This is a genomic window from Acinetobacter sp. YH16053, from assembly GCF_013417035.1.
In the GTDB taxonomy this organism is placed as follows: Bacteria; Pseudomonadota; Gammaproteobacteria; order Pseudomonadales; family Moraxellaceae; genus Acinetobacter; species Acinetobacter towneri.
Genome location: NZ_VPEP01000007.1, coordinates 65,073 through 79,996, shown reverse-complemented (window position 1 = coordinate 79,996; position 14,924 = coordinate 65,073). Strand labels below are relative to the sequence as shown.

The following is a 14,924-nucleotide window of genomic DNA, read 5'->3' as shown; positions in this document are numbered from 1 at the left end:
CATCTATTTTTCGACTAAATATGAATACGGCAATACAAGCAGCGCTCGATCATGCAGTGCAATCCCTTCAAGCTGAAGGTGTACTCCCATCTGACTGGAACAATACGAGTAATTTAACCCGTACCAAAGACCGCAGCCACGGTGATTTCGCATCAAATATTGCCATGATTGCCTCTAAAGCCGCAGGCATGAAGCCACGCGATTTAGCCGAAAAAATTCTTGCTGCTCTGCCTGAAGTTGCAGACATCAGCAAAGCAGAGATTGCAGGCCCTGGTTTTATTAACTTCTTTTTAAATGCCGACCAGCGTTTTAGTGTTTTAGATCAAATTCAAGCACAAAAACAACAATTTGGACGCAGCCAAATCAATGCAGAAAAACGCATTCAGGTCGAGTTCGTTTCTGCTAACCCAACCTCAAGCCTACACGTGGGTCATGGTCGTGGTGCTGCTTATGGTATGACAGTTGCCAATTTACTTGAAGCCACAGGTGCTAAAGTTGACCGTGAATACTATGTCAATGATGCTGGCCGTCAAATGGATATTTTGGCGACTTCAACTTACTTGCGTTATTTGGAACTGGCAGGTCAAACGCTGGTGTTCCCCAAAAATGCGTATCAGGGTGACTACGTTAAAGACATCGCACAAAGCATTTTAAAACAGGATGGTGAACGCCATGTACGCCCTGTTGCAGATGTATATAACAATGTGCCTGAAGATGTGCAATATGCGGCAGAACTCGATGCCGATGGCAACAAAGTGGTCTTGTCGGGCGACAAAGAAAAACACATTGATGGTTTGATTTTCAATTCACAAACGCTCTTGGGTGATGATTATCGCGTGTTCCATCAGGCTGCGCTGAATGCTATTTTGGCCGACATTAAAGATGACTTGGGCGAGTTTGGTGTCACCTTTAACCAATGGTTTAGCGAAGCGTCATTGACTGAAAAAATTGATGAAGCTCTGCAAACACTAGATCAACGTGGTTATCTATACGAACAAGACGGCAATATCTGGTTTAAATCGACCGCATTTGGCGATGAAAAAGACCGTGTGGTGAAACGCCGCAATGGTCAAACCACTTACTTTGCTTCAGACATTGCTTATCACCTGAATAAATTACAACGTGGCTACACAGACCTAATTGATATTTGGGGTTCAGATCACCACGGTTATATTTCACGTGTGAAAGCGGCCATTGATGCACTAGGCTACGACTCGAAAAAATTAACGGTACTGTTAGTGCAGTTCGTGAGCTTATGGCGTGGTGGTGAAATGGTACAAATGTCATCCCGTTCAGGTCAGTACGTGACCTTGCGTGATTTGCGTAAAGAAGTCGGCAACGATGCTGCACGTTTCTATTACGTCATGCGCAAATCTGAACAGCACATTGACTTTGACCTAGATTTGGCCGTTTCACAAAGTAAAGACAATGCGGTCTACTATATTCAATATGCTCATGCACGTATTTGTCGTATGCTCGAAAAAGCTGCTGCTACGCAATTGAATTTTAATGCGACAACTGCACGTCAGTTTGCCGCTAAACTTGAGCTAGATGCTGAAACTGAAATTTTAGCCAAACTGGCTGCGTATCCTGAAATTTTAGTACGTGCTGCCAACAGCCACGAACCGCATCAGGTAGGTAACTATTTGAAAGAATTAGCAGCATTGTTCCACGGTTGGTACAATGAGCATAAAGTTCTGAATGATGATGCAGCCTTGACTCAAGCACGCTTATTGCTTTCAGTAAACGTACAACAAGTCTTGCGTAATGGTTTAGAATTATTAGGTGTCTCTGCACCAGAAACAATGTAAAAGCCAAATAAAAGCATAACAAGAGGAAGTCCACGTGTTTGGAAAAACGCAACGCGGTGTATCTGAACGACCGAATAAGCCCAAAAAACCACTAATTCCAACGTGGTTAGGCACACTCGTGGTGATTTTAATCGTGTTGTGTTTTGCTGTAGCCTTAATGCTATGGAAACCGTGGGCACCTGTACAGCCTAAAGGGCAAATCAATTCTGAGCATTATCAGGAAGATACCAACAAAGACTATCGTTTTTATGATTTGCTGCCACAGCAACAGGTTACCCCAATTCCTGAGCAAGCGGTGCCTGAAACACAGCAACAGAATACCGTAGTCATTGTTGAAGCGCCTGCTGCTGTAGAGGCGCCAGCGGCCAGCGAAGCCAATGTTGGTCTGACAGAAATGCCTGCCCCTGTGGTACAAGCCAGCTATATTCTACAAGTGCGTAGCTATACCGACCCAGATGCTGCAGATGCACGTCGTGCCGAAATTATTTTGAATGGTTTATCGGCAGATGTAGTGAAAAGTGTAGAAGGTGGTGAAACTTGGTATCGGGTGATTTCAGGCCCTTATGATTCAGCCGATGCTGCAGTGATTGCTCAGCAAACTTTGCAGCATAGTGGAATTGATTCAATTGTCGTGAAACGCTAAGCCTCATTGTTATCAATCGACCAAAATCAATTAAAAAAAGATGCCTCGGCATCTTTTTTTAGGTCTATAGAACGATGTACTCACAAAAATCATCGCTAGATTTGCATTAACTGCTGCTCACGTTCGCGTGCACGCTGAAATGCAGGACGCTGTTCCACGCGTGCCAAATAAGCCGCAATCTGTGGATAATGATGCCCAGTACGGCTTTGCAATGCTTGGAGCGGGAAACCCATTTGAATATCGGCAAAAGAAAAATCCCCTGCAAAATAATCATGTTTGCCCAAATAATCTTCTAAATAAGCAATATGATCTTTTAAACGAGGCTGAATAAACCCTGCTTTAACACCTGCAGTAATTTTTTGCGCCATTGGTCGAACTAACCATGGCACATGCTGCGGCACATTAGTCATCACCAATTGCATCACTAACAATGGCATTAGCGAGCCTTCTGCATAATGCATCCAGTATTGATATGCTTGCTGTGCTGAAGCCTGCTGCGGTTTAAACTGCCTTTGCGTATCATAATGCTGCTGCAAGTACTCCAAAATGACTGCAGATTCTGCAATGGTCTGCTCTGCATCCGTCAAAATTGGTGCTTTACCCAATGGGTGAATCAGCTTCAATTCATTGGGCGCACTTAAATTGGGCTGACGGTGGTAAAACTTGATTTCATAGTCCAAACCCAGCTCTTCGAGCGCCCACAAAATGCGGAAAGAGCGGGATTGATCAAGGTGGTGTAAAGTAATCATAAACGTCCTATTTTGTTTTTATTACATCTGTTTTAAGTGATTGTTATATCTTCTGTTTCACGCAACATTATAAAAAGGCATGTCCTGCATGCCTTTTTATAAGAGACGGATTCAACTCTAGGTTTAACCCAATTCAGTACGAATTTCCACACTGCGTAACAAGGTTTTCGTCACAGGTGTTTTTTGACAGATATTCAGTACTTTTTGCTGTAATTCTGCATCTAACGCTGCTTCAGTTTGCACACGGCGTTCAATCCACTCCTGCCCTTCCTGATTGGTAAAGAAGTCCGCCTCGACCTGAATTTTGCCAAAATCCAAACCCTTATGCTGTGCATACATACGCAAGGTAATCATGGTGCAAGCGACCAAACTGCTACATAACAGATCATAAGGTGCAGGACCTGCATCTTGACCACCTAACTTTTCAGGCTCATCTACCTTCCATTGGTGCTGACCACTTTGGATCTGACCTTGCCATGCCGTGTCTAAACTGCGTACCTGTGCTGTGCCAATCTTGGCCATAAGATGCTCCCTATAGATTGATATTCCATCATTTATTTTGATGCACGCATTTTTGCGGGGAAAGTCGGCGCTTCTAAACGTGGTCCATCGTAGTCTGGTATTGTGCCAAAACGAGGATCATGATTGACCCATTGCTCACGTGCAATGCTGAGTTCCTCTTGGGTACGACCGACGAGATTCCACCACAACAAAATTGGCGACTCAAAAGGTAAACCGCCCAATAGCAACAGACGCGCACCCGCATGTAAATCTAGCTGAATTTCGGTTAAGCCCGGTTCAAGCACCAGCATATTTTCATCGTTTAATTCATGCCCATGCACAGTGGCTGTGCCTTCCAGCATCATCAAACCATATTCAAATTTAGGATTCAGCGGCAAACGGGTTGTCGTGCTGGTTTCACTATAAATATCTACCCCTAGCAACTCACTATGTACTAATACTGGTGAAGTGGTATTTAAAAATTCACCAACTAAGATGGTAAATTCCACTCCATCTAGCAAAACCACAGGCAAGTCAGGGTAATGATCAAAACGTGGCGCCATATTGCGCTGATCATCAGGTAAAGCAATCCACAGTTGCGCTGTATGCATGTGTGTTTCGGTGTCGGGAGCAACTTCGGTATGTGAAATACCATAACCCGCGGTCATTAAATTAACCTGTTTGGGACGAATCAATTGCTTAGTACCCAAACTGTCGGTATGCATAATGCTGCCTTCAATCATCCAGGTGAATGTTTGCAAACCAATATGTGGATGCGGCCCGACATCTAAGCCTTCACCTTGTGGAAAATTAACAGGACCTGCGTGATCTAGAAAACACCATGCCCCAATCATGCGTTTATGCCGACTCGGTAAAGCACGTTTAATTAAAGTTCCCTGCCCAATTTCAGCACTACGCAGTGGAAATTCCTGTATAAATTGCTTGACGTACTTATCACAATCGTCTGAATTGGAAAGCTCGGTATAATTGCTGTTGCTCATCCTATACCTCTTATATTTCTGTAAATTCCTTGACTATTAAATATAGTAAATCACTAACGAAGAGCAAGATGAAATTTGTTGTTCTGATTTTTATGGTTCAAACTTGAACTACACCTTAAAATATATGGCATAATTTTGACCAAAATTTAAAAAAAATAGAGAAAATACCCAAATTTAGGGAGGTTATTTTTTCTGCATTTTGCGCATAATCCTCACTATAAGTTGTCAATTTGAGTAAATATCGCTATGTCTGTAAAAGCTCGAATGGGGGAACAGACCCGTTCGAAGATTTTAAGCAATCAGGAAGCCTCAGAAAAACTTTTAAAAACAACTGAGTGTGATCTTGAAAACCGACAAGCAATTGAAAAAGCATTGCAGCACCCTGCTGCGCAACTCCCGCCGCAATTTGAAACACATTTTTATCAACACCAGAATTTACATCAGCGTCGTTATTTACGCCAAGTCAATTACATTGGGCAAATGACGTTCCTGCTGTATTTCTTTATCGATTATTTCATCATTCCAGATGTCACTACACTCTCGGCCACACTCCGTCTCAGTGCTGTTGTATTGGCGCTGATTGGCAATTATTTCTGCTTTAAATTGATCAAAGATATTCGCCTGCTAGATTTAATTTTACCGGTCAGCGCCACACTGTGCTGCGGTATTTGGTTCTATATCCTGTCGCAATCACAAAGCCCTTGGATTTCCACGTATGTGTATGCCTCGGTCATTTTTGTGCTCATGGCGAACCTATGTATTCAAGTGCGTTTCCGCCCTGCGGTCTACAATTCATTGGTCATGAGCGTACTCATGTTTTTTGGGGTGATTTCCCTCACCAACTTGCAGGATGCCTTAGTTTTTATGGTGGTGTATATCCCTGTATGTTTGTTGAGTTTATATATCAGCTGGATCAACACCCTAAATGCCCGCCATCACTTTTTACGCAGTTTGCTAGATGACTGGAATTTTCATACCTTGCAAGCCTTGGCTCATACCGATGAACTGACCCAACTCAATAACCGACGTCAGTTTGTACACATGGCAGAACACAAAATTCATGCATGGCCTAAATCTGAATCGGTCTGCTTGTTGATGTTTGATGTCGACTTTTTTAAACAAATTAACGATACCTATGGGCACGATATTGGAGATCGAGTCTTACAAAATATTGCAGACATTGCCCGTAAAGAAATGCGCCGCAAGGATATTTTGGCACGCTTTGGCGGTGAAGAGTTTATTGCACTGCTTAGTGAAACCAGCTTAGATGAAGCACTGATGATTTCGGAGCGCTTAAGACAAAAAATTGCTCAGCATGAAATGTGCATTGATAAAAAATGTTTTAATTTTACGGTCTCCATTGGCGTGTCGAGTTTAAAACCACAACAAACCGACTTGCAGACCCTAATTAAAGAAGCCGATTTAGCCTTATACCAAGCCAAACAACGTGGACGAAATTGTGTCATCAGCTTTGATGTGGGGATGCCTGAGCCCCCTAAATCTGCGGTAAAAAAAGAAATTAAATCTTGGATTGTTTAGCATGCATAAAAAAGAGCACATGGAGTGCTCTTTTTTATGTACAAGAGAAAAACTAGTTGCCGCAAACATCTTGCGCCTATCTTAAAGCTGTGCTTTAAAATGGGCTCATGTCGTAATTTAGGAACGAAGCAGTGCTGTCCGAAATCCCTCACTGCCGCGCGCATCTTGCACCCATTTTAAAAGCCGTGCTTTAAAATGGGCTCATGTCGTAAAACTGGCAAGCAGCAGTGCTTCGTGAAATCCCTGAATTACTCCCATTCAATGGTTGCAGGTGGTTTAGATGATACGTCATAAACCACACGTGAAACCTCTGCAATTTCATTCATAATGCGTGTTGAAATACGATCCACCAAGTCATACGGCAAGTGTGCGAAACGTGCGGTCATAAAGTCCACGGTTTCTACGGCACGTAGTGCGATTACCCATGCATAACGACGGCCATCACCTACGACACCAACAGATTTTACAGGTTGGAATACTGCAAATGCTTGAGCTGTTTTGTCATACCAACCACTTGCACGTAATTCCTGCATGAAAATATCATCAGCTAGACGCAAAATGTCTGCATATTCTTTTTTCACTTCACCCAAAATACGCACGCCCAAACCTGGACCTGGGAATGGATGGCGGTAAATCATGCTGTGCGGTAAACCTAAAGTGGTGCCAAGTTTACGAACTTCATCTTTAAACAAGTCACGTAATGGTTCAACCAATTCAAAAGCTAAATCTTCTGGTAAACCGCCCACGTTGTGGTGTGATTTAATCACATGCGCTTTGCCTTGTTTACTGGCTGCAGATTCAATCACGTCTGGGTAAATCGTACCTTGTGCCAAGAATTTCACGCCATCCAGCTTACGTGCTTCTTCTGCAAAAACTTCAATAAATTCACGACCAATGATTTTACGTTTTTTCTCTGGATCAACTTCACCAGCCAATGCGCCCAAGAAACGCTGTTCAGCATCAGCACGAATTACGCGAATCCCCATGTTTTCTGCAAACATTTGCATCACTTGATCGCCTTCGTTCAAGCGCAACAAACCGTTGTCTACAAATACACACGTTAATTGATCGCCAATGGCACGGTGCAATAACGCAGCAACCACAGATGAATCGACACCACCAGACAAGCCAAGTAATACTTTCTCATTGCCAATTTGCTGACGTAATTGTTCTACACGCAAGTCGATAATGTGTTCTGGTGTCCACAAACCACGACATCCACAAATTTGATGCACGAAGTTAGACAGTAGTTCTGCACCTTTAGCCGTGTGCGTTACTTCTGGGTGGAATTGAATACCATAGAAACGGCGTGTTTCATCAGAAATCATCGCCACAGGGCAGCTTGGTGTGCTTGCCGTAATTTGGAAGCCTTCTGGAATGCGTGCCACTTTATCGCCATGGCTCATCCAAACGTGCAATTGGTTTTCACGGTCTTGCAAGTTACCAATCAGTTTGTCACGTACCAAAATATCGACTTCGGCATAACCGAATTCATGCACTGAGCCTGCTTCAACCTTACCGCCCAGTTGTTCTGACATGGTTTGTAGACCATAGCAGATACCCAATACAGGTACGCCTAAGTTAAATACAATTTCAGGTGCGCGTGGACTACCCTCTTGGTGAACACTTTCAGGTCCACCCGATAAGATAATACCGTTTGGATTAAATGCACGAATGTCTTCTTCCGACATATCGTAGGCATACATTTCAGAATATACGCCCGCTTCACGAACACGACGTGCGATCAGCTGGCTATATTGCGAACCGAAATCCAGAATCAGGATACGATCTTCAGTAATTTGAGTATTGGTAGTCATGACAAACAACTATAGAAAGGCAAACGAATTAAGCGCGCTATTCTAGCATTTTTCCACGCCTTGCGCACACTATTCAGACAATCCTAAAAATGGCTATTTTTCTTCGTGATATTGCAGTGACCACATACTCTAAGTTTTAAAAGACTATGCATTTTCTATGGCATAAAAAAAGCAACCTTCTTGAAGATTGCTTAAATTGTTGAGCTGATGTGGAAATCAATGACTTACTTTTTTGCTTCCAAAAGATGGTCTAGACTTATTTTGCCTGCACCGTAAAGCATGATGTAGAAGAAACCGCCAGCCAAACCAATATTTTTCATAAAATTCAGCGCATCTTCTGGTGCAGCATGGAATAAAAATGCAGTTAAAAGACTAAAAACACCTAAACCCAAACCCACGACACGTGCTTGTAAACCGAATAGAATTGCCAAACCACCACCAAGTTCTAGCAAAATCACCAAAGGTAGCAATGAACCTGAAACACCCATAGCTTGCATATAGCCCACTGTTGCATCATAGCCTGCAATTTTTCCCCAACCAGATACAATAAATAAATACGCTAAAAAAGCACGTGCAAATAAACTTACAATGGCTTGCACACTTGCTTTTTCGACCACACTTTTTAACACAACATTTGGATTAAACATCAGATCACCTATATTTTTGATTCATTCTTGAAGACAAATACATCTTAGTTTTTTCAAAATTCAGGATAAATACGCATTTAAAAGACATGTTGTTGCATCTATGCAACGAAAAAGAACCGATGTGGCTGGTCTAGCATCCCTAAAATCACTGTGAAAATTATTTACCTTTTCATACTGACTTTCCGCCTGTGGACTGCTAGGATTTGAGCACACTTTCGCTTGTTTTTTCCCATGGAACTGATTGATTTTATATTACACGTCGATGAACATTTGCTCGAATTCATCACCCAATATGGGGTATGGATTTACGCTATTTTATTCCTGATTATTTTTGTAGAAACAGGCTTGGTGGTCATGCCGTTTTTACCTGGCGATAGTTTGCTGTTTGCAGCAGGCGCACTGGCTGCATCGACAGGGGTAATGGATCCGTGGATTTTGGGTATTTTATTGTTTACTGCTGCGGTACTTGGTGACACCCTGAATTACCATATTGGTAAATATATTGGTCCACGGGTTTTTGAACTGGAATCACGTTTTATCAATAAAAAACATTTGATCGAAACCCAGAAGTTTTTTGAGCGACACGGCGGAAAAACCATTATTTTTGCGCGTTTTGTGCCTTTTGCGCGTACCTTTGCGCCCTTTGTGGCGGGTGCAGGCAGCATGAATTATAAATACTTCCTAACCTATAACGTAATTGGCGCTTTTTGCTGGATCGCGTCGTTTATTACACTCGGTTATTTGTTTGGCAATATGCCAATTGTGAAAGACAATTTCACCCATTTAATTTTCGGCATTATTATTTTAAGTGTCTTGCCTGGGGTGATTGGTTTTATTCGCCAAAAACTCAAGAAAAAAACTGCTTAAGTTGTGAAATTCTTTGGGCATGCCTGTTGAACAGTGCTGCCCTTATCCATTCAAAATAGGTGAGATGAGTGCTCAACTCACCAAAAATCTCTAAATCTTTAGAAAAAACGTGCTACCACTGGCAGCATACACACCACCAACAGCAAAGCCGAGCCTTTATATAACAAATCTGCCGTCACTTTATTGGTTTCTCGCGCCAAAACTGCTCGCCCAAAAGACATCCAAAATAATGCTGTTGGCAATAAAATCAGACCAAATAAGACATAGACCATAGCAAAGTTGGTCGGGTTATCCCACGTTTCTGTAGGAAAAATACCTGCAGCAAATAACAAGGCTTTTGGGTTTTTAAAAGTCGAAAAAAATAATTGTGCAGGGCGAATGGCAGAGTGTTTTTGACAATGTTGCTCTAAATGTGACTGCTTCCATAAATGAAAAGCCATCCAAAACACATAGCCTGCGCTTAAAACATGCAGTATATCAATCAAATAAGGCCAAATTGGCGCACTCAAATGAATGAATAACGCCCACAGACTAATGGCATACATATAACCAAAAAACTCTGCGGGAATCAGCAGACTGGTTTTGGCAATGCCTTGTTGGTGGGCTGAGCTTGCCAATAGCGCATTGGTCGGGCCAGGAATCATCAAGACCGCAATCATTGCTAGGACAAAGAGCCAACTTTCAATCATAAACACCAGAGCATGCAAATCAAAAATAGGAGCACACCTTATATGAAAGCCATTGAAAATGACAAGTTTTTCTATCTGGCAGGACTGACCCAAGGGTATAAATAGAACAGAAAATAAAATTAAGTTTTTGTTTTTAAAATATTAGATTGAGATCAACCTTGAATTATCTTGCTACATTTTTTAAGCAATGGTGCTGCACAAATGGCAGCACCACGGACGAAATATTCGCAAATCCTAAAATTTAAGATGTTACAGGTTTGGGCTTAACAATAATCGGGCAAGCTTTAAATTTTGCTGCTTGCACAATGGCTTCTTGCTCACCTAAAAGACGTGCCAATTCTGTTCTTTTGGTATTGGATGACTGTCCCATATTGACAGAAACACTCGGTGCAACGCCCCAACCGCCACGGCTGCCCCAACCACCGCCTAAACCGATACCCATACCAACACCTGTACGTTTCGGTGCTTCAACACCGCTTTCAATATATTGCTGAATACGGTTATATTCGCTTTGTAATTGTTGGCAATTCAAAGCCTGATAATGTGTAGGCGACACATAGCTAGGTTTCACTGTGGTCGCACAAGCCCCCAGCAATAAACTACTTGCCGCGACAAGACCAATTGCAAATGTTTTCATGTCTACCTCTGTATCACGCTTGCTCAATTTCATTGAACAACGATTGATAAGCTTGCGTCAATTTATGATCTGTTGCCAAATGAATTAATGGCAAATTTTTATGATGTGATTCTTTCATCAACACCGAAGGCGGCAACATGCTATTCAAAACAGGCAAACCTTCATCTTTAAGTTGCTGCACCACTTCACGCGGTAACTTGGCCTGTGCTTGATATTGATTCACCACAATGCCTTCAATTTGCAAGTTTGCATTGTGGTCATCCTGAGTTTCCAACACATTTTCAATCAAACTTTGCAAAGCACGTTTAGAAAAGACATCGCAGTCAAATGGAATGAGCACCCGATCTGCAGCAATTAATGCCGACAAGGTAAAGAAGTTAAATGCAGGCGGGGTATCAATAAACACGCGGTCATATTGATCGGACAATTGTTGCAAGGCATCGCGCAGTTTGTAAATTTTATGTTTCGATTCAAGTGCGTGTGCCAAACCGCCCAATTGCGGACTCGCAGGGATCACATCCAAATTTTTAAATGGCGATTGATGCACATAAGCTTCTAAACCTTTGCTGCGGTTTTTTAAAATTGAGCCCAAAGCATTGCCCAGTAAACCTTTGGATTGGTTTGCACCCAACACTTCTTCAAAATAATTTTCGATGTTGGGCTCAAGCGCAGGCTTGTCGGCAGAATAAGTAGCATCATCACCCAATAAATATTGGCTGGAGTTGGCTTGCGGGTCAAGGTCAATCACCAATGTTTTTAAACCCTGATGCGCACTGATTGCAGCCAAATTGACGGTAATACTGGATTTTCCAACACCACCTTTCTGATTAAACACCACACGTGTGCGCATTGCCGCCCCTCTTTTCAATTTTTGTTATGACATCACTTCAGTTTAACTGAGCTTTCAATATTCTTGCCAAATTATGTCTAACAATTCGCCAGTGCTCAAATATGCAGCCAATCTTTTGCCGATATTTACATACATTCAATGCTCGTGAGTTCACACCCACGAGCAACATCCACAATAAGATCTGCTGACTTAGCCAAAGCTTGGCTTTAACATCACCAAACCTAAAATGGCAAAAAATGCGACTAAGGCTAAGCCCCAACCAACACGGCGTTGAATCAACAAAATACTGTCATCTTTTTTATACGCTTTGATTAAAGATGACAGCATCACCAAAAATAAAATAATTTTGGCATAAAACCATGTTTCGACTTGAAAGTCTTTTAAAAACAAAGCAATGACACCTGTCACTACAATCAACGTCAGTGCTGAATGTTGCAATGCCACAAAGACTGTCCACGCTTTAGGATTAGGCGAGTTATTTTGTGTGCCCTTAAACAAAGTCATGGCACGTACAAACAGCACCAATAATAATAAAGCCGCCGCAGCAACGTGAATGGTATTCAGCATTCCTAAATTTTCCATTTATTTCATTCCATTACGATGTTTTTGGTGCGTGGGCGCATTCTGGACTGCTGGTGTCTTGTCCCTGCCATTCAGATGCAACAAAGGCATGAATTGCCAATGCATGAATTTTACTTGGGGCGAGTAAGTCACCCACAGCAGCATAAATTTTTTGATGACGTTGTACGGCGCGTAGCCCCTGAAAATCTTCACTCACCATCACCACTTTAAAATGCGACTCTTTACCCGGGAAATAGCCGCCATGTCCTGCAGATTCGTTCACCACCTCTAAATGGCTTGGATTGAAAACGGCTAAGCGTTGTAGCAACTGTTGTTCTAAGCTCATGCTTGTATTTCCCCGAATGGTTTTAAAAGCTCTCTGAAGTATAACGTGTTCTGTGTGATTCGCAGCATCTTGCCGTGAGGATTCTTCGATTTACGATTCGCACCACTTTTCGTTATGAAATTTAGGCTGATGACTGCTGTTTTTTCTAAAAATGTTGTTTATTTATTCAGTCAGTACAACGATATGCAAAAAATGATTGACCCTATTTTTGCATCATGTATTATACACCGCATGCGGGAATAGCTCAGTTGGTAGAGCACAACCTTGCCAAGGTTGGGGTCGCGAGTTCGAGTCTCGTTTCCCGCTCCAGATTCTAAAAGCCCCAGTCGAATGACTGGGGCTTTTTTATTGTTGTTTTATTCAATATTTTACTTCATAAGAAATTTTTATACTTAAAAAAGTAAGTTTACAAAAGTGCTCTTTCAAAACTGTGAACAAAAAACCGTGTAGATGATGCTCCAGAGTATCAATCATACAAAATAAAAAAAACTCCAAAACAAAAGATAGTATTAGCTACTACTAAGTGGCTTATGTTAAACAAGATCAGCTTGCCTAGATCCTAAATATTGATGCCGCGCAGCCTGTTAATAATTTCTGTCATTGCTTCTTAATAAAAAAGCAACTAATATGATTCTTACACCACCAAAAAGCAATAAATATGTCTACACTAAATAAGTCTTTACTACAGCAAGTCAAAAAAAGACGAACCCTATTGGGTTTAAAGCAAGTTGATATGCAATCACGTACAGGCATTTCAAGACAGCAGTACCAAAAACTGGAAAGTCAAGGCAATCCTCGATTAGATACCTTAGAAATTATTGCGGCAGGACTAAATGCTCAACTGATGCTCATCCCAGATGATAAGGTTCATTTGATTAGACAATTATTGAATGATGAAATTAAAGTCACTATTGAAGATCAAGATGACTTAATGTCTAACCCATGGAAAGGTCTTCTCGGAGGAGAGGAACCATGAATACTGTTGCAGTCCTGAAATTAACATTACATCACGTTGTCGTTGGATACTTGGCAGGATTTCAGAGCGGAAAAAATATTCTGGTTTTCACAGATTCTTTTCACTTGGATCAGCAACGTCCGACCTTGAGCTTGCTTACTTCCCCTTTATATCCTCAAGCGGATAAGATTTTAGAAAAGACCTATGTTACACATCAGCGCTTACACCCCTTGCTATCAAATCTGCTACCAGAAGGTGCATTACGCGAACTCATAGCACAAAGCCTCAAAATACATATAGACAATGAATTTCAGTTATTGGCAGCTTTAGGTCATGACTTACCTGGGGCACTGATTGCAACCCCAGTAGATCCAGAAGAAATCCCAGATGGAATAAAATTTAAGCTTCAGATCTCGAATCCAGATCAGATATTAAAACAAGAGATTCGGACAAATAATAAGTTTTCCTTGGCTGGCGTCCAAATGAAGTTTTCCATGAAAGCCAAAGATGGGCGTTTTACATTAGCACAGGCAACGGAATCCAGCCTACTCGGTGATTGGATTGTCAAAACTCCTTCTACCAGACATGCTTTTGTTCCGCTGAATGAATACTCTATGATGATCCTTGCCAAAATGGTCGGAATAGATATCCCAGAGATTCGTTTGGTAGATATGGCACTCTTACAAGACCTTCCACCATTAAATCTACCCCAAGAGCAATATGCTTTTGCAATTAAGAGATTCGATAGGCAGAGTACTGCTAATACTACAGAGCTTATTCATATTGAAGATTTTGCTCAGATCTTTGGTTCATATCCACACCAGAAATACAGCACCACAAATTATGAGCAGATCGGTAAGATCATTTATCACTATTCAGATAACAAAATTTTTGATATTCAGCAATTTGCCAGCCGTTTACTCGTCAATATTTTACTCGCCAATGGAGATGCACACTTAAAGAACTGGAGTATGATTTATCACGATAAAACAACGCCAAGATTATCCCCTGCATACGATATATTGATGACAAGTGTATATATTGAAAATGAGCGTCATTTCGCCTTAAATCTTGCCAAAAATAAAGATTGGTATTTAGCTGAGATGAAACACTTTGAACAATGGGCTGAAAAAGTCGGTGTTCCATGGCGTGTTATTGAAAAACAACTTCACGCGATCATGGACAAAGCACGGTCGGTATGGCCAGTGCTATTACTAGACTTACCTATGATTTCTGTTCATAAAGAAAAATTAAGAGAACATTGGAAAAAATTGCATCCGGACTTTCAGATACTTACAGATGATTAGGGTA

16 protein-coding genes and 1 tRNA gene are annotated in these 14,924 nt (G+C 41.6%); 7 read left to right on the top strand and 10 right to left on the bottom strand.

The features are described 5' to 3' along the window. Window positions 1-20: 20 nt before the first annotated feature. Together argS and FTV43_RS08000 are read left to right on the top strand one after the other, a co-directional pair. On the top strand, window positions 21-1,811 hold the full coding sequence (gene argS, locus FTV43_RS08005) for an arginine--tRNA ligase (RefSeq protein ID WP_104852866.1): 1,791 nt from the start codon (window positions 21-23) through the stop codon (window positions 1,809-1,811). 34 nt (window positions 1,812-1,845) lie between these two features. Beyond that, window positions 1,846-2,454 carry an SPOR domain-containing protein gene (locus FTV43_RS08000; RefSeq protein ID WP_004970222.1) on the top strand — a complete coding sequence of 203 codons (609 nt, stop codon included), beginning with the start codon at window positions 1,846-1,848 and terminating at the stop codon, window positions 2,452-2,454. 95 nt (window positions 2,455-2,549) lie between these two features. Here the strand turns inward: FTV43_RS08000 and FTV43_RS07995 are convergent, their stop codons facing one another. From FTV43_RS07995 to FTV43_RS07985, 3 genes are all read right to left on the bottom strand, one after another. Continuing rightward, window positions 2,550-3,203: a glutathione S-transferase family protein gene (locus FTV43_RS07995; protein WP_004970224.1), complete on the bottom strand. Its 654-nt coding sequence runs from the start codon at window positions 3,201-3,203 to the stop codon at window positions 2,550-2,552. A gap of 123 nt (window positions 3,204-3,326) precedes the next feature. Further along, a complete protein-coding gene (locus tag FTV43_RS07990; protein ID WP_004970227.1) occupies window positions 3,327-3,725 on the bottom strand; it encodes an OsmC family protein in 399 nt (132 codons plus the stop codon). A 32-nt stretch (window positions 3,726-3,757) separates the two neighbouring features. After that, window positions 3,758-4,705 (bottom strand): pirin family protein, encoded by a 948-nt coding sequence (locus tag FTV43_RS07985; protein WP_004970229.1) that lies wholly within the window; start codon window positions 4,703-4,705, stop codon window positions 3,758-3,760. A gap of 246 nt (window positions 4,706-4,951) precedes the next feature. Here FTV43_RS07985 and FTV43_RS07980 point away from each other — a divergent pair, with 246 nt between their 5' ends. After that, window positions 4,952-6,244, top strand: a complete 1,293-nt coding sequence (locus FTV43_RS07980) for a GGDEF domain-containing protein (protein ID WP_179995281.1) — start codon at window positions 4,952-4,954, stop codon at window positions 6,242-6,244. A 248-nt stretch (window positions 6,245-6,492) separates the two neighbouring features. On the opposite strand, the gene guaA is transcribed toward FTV43_RS07980, so the two are convergent. Together guaA and FTV43_RS07970 are read right to left on the bottom strand one after the other, a co-directional pair. Continuing rightward, the gene (gene guaA / locus FTV43_RS07975; RefSeq protein WP_168525963.1) at window positions 6,493-8,061 is read right to left on the bottom strand and encodes a glutamine-hydrolyzing GMP synthase; all 1,569 of its coding nucleotides are present in this window, start codon (window positions 8,059-8,061) and stop codon (window positions 6,493-6,495) included. Window positions 8,062-8,285: 224 nt separating this feature from the next. Continuing rightward, the gene (locus tag FTV43_RS07970; protein ID WP_004970234.1) at window positions 8,286-8,708 is read right to left on the bottom strand and encodes a DoxX family protein; all 423 of its coding nucleotides are present in this window, start codon (window positions 8,706-8,708) and stop codon (window positions 8,286-8,288) included. Window positions 8,709-8,939: 231 nt separating this feature from the next. Between FTV43_RS07970 and FTV43_RS07965 the strand changes: the two genes are divergently transcribed. Next, window positions 8,940-9,575, top strand: a complete 636-nt coding sequence (locus FTV43_RS07965) for a DedA family protein (protein WP_096902210.1) — start codon at window positions 8,940-8,942, stop codon at window positions 9,573-9,575. Window positions 9,576-9,673: 98 nt separating this feature from the next. Here FTV43_RS07965 and FTV43_RS07960 read toward each other — a convergent pair whose 3' ends face one another. From FTV43_RS07960 to FTV43_RS07940, 5 genes are all read right to left on the bottom strand, one after another. Continuing rightward, window positions 9,674-10,264 (bottom strand): LysE family translocator, encoded by a 591-nt coding sequence (locus tag FTV43_RS07960; RefSeq protein WP_004970239.1) that lies wholly within the window; start codon window positions 10,262-10,264, stop codon window positions 9,674-9,676. Between the two features lie 241 nt (window positions 10,265-10,505). Beyond that, window positions 10,506-10,901: a hypothetical protein gene (locus tag FTV43_RS07955; RefSeq protein ID WP_179995280.1), complete on the bottom strand. Its 396-nt coding sequence runs from the start codon at window positions 10,899-10,901 to the stop codon at window positions 10,506-10,508. Window positions 10,902-10,914: 13 nt separating this feature from the next. Then, a complete protein-coding gene (locus tag FTV43_RS07950; RefSeq protein WP_070155018.1) occupies window positions 10,915-11,751 on the bottom strand; it encodes a ParA family protein in 837 nt (278 codons plus the stop codon). Between the two features lie 189 nt (window positions 11,752-11,940). Then, window positions 11,941-12,333, bottom strand: a complete 393-nt coding sequence (locus tag FTV43_RS07945; protein WP_131261283.1) for a SirB2 family protein — start codon at window positions 12,331-12,333, stop codon at window positions 11,941-11,943. 13 nt (window positions 12,334-12,346) lie between these two features. Beyond that, window positions 12,347-12,658 carry a BolA family transcriptional regulator gene (locus tag FTV43_RS07940; protein ID WP_096902208.1) on the bottom strand — a complete coding sequence of 104 codons (312 nt, stop codon included), beginning with the start codon at window positions 12,656-12,658 and terminating at the stop codon, window positions 12,347-12,349. A 233-nt stretch (window positions 12,659-12,891) separates the two neighbouring features. Between FTV43_RS07940 and FTV43_RS07935 the strand changes: the two genes are divergently transcribed. The 3 genes from FTV43_RS07935 (at window position 12,892) to FTV43_RS07925 (ending at window position 14,920) form a co-directional block, all read left to right on the top strand. Next, window positions 12,892-12,967 (top strand) — tRNA-Gly (locus FTV43_RS07935). Window positions 12,968-13,316: 349 nt separating this feature from the next. After that, window positions 13,317-13,634, top strand: coding sequence for a helix-turn-helix domain-containing protein (locus FTV43_RS07930; RefSeq protein ID WP_004883943.1), 318 nt, complete (start codon window positions 13,317-13,319; stop codon window positions 13,632-13,634). Next, window positions 13,631-14,920, top strand: a complete 1,290-nt coding sequence (locus FTV43_RS07925) for a type II toxin-antitoxin system HipA family toxin (RefSeq protein WP_004970273.1) — start codon at window positions 13,631-13,633, stop codon at window positions 14,918-14,920. The genes FTV43_RS07930 and FTV43_RS07925 overlap by 4 nt, the downstream gene beginning before the upstream one ends. Window positions 14,921-14,924 lie beyond the last annotated feature (4 nt).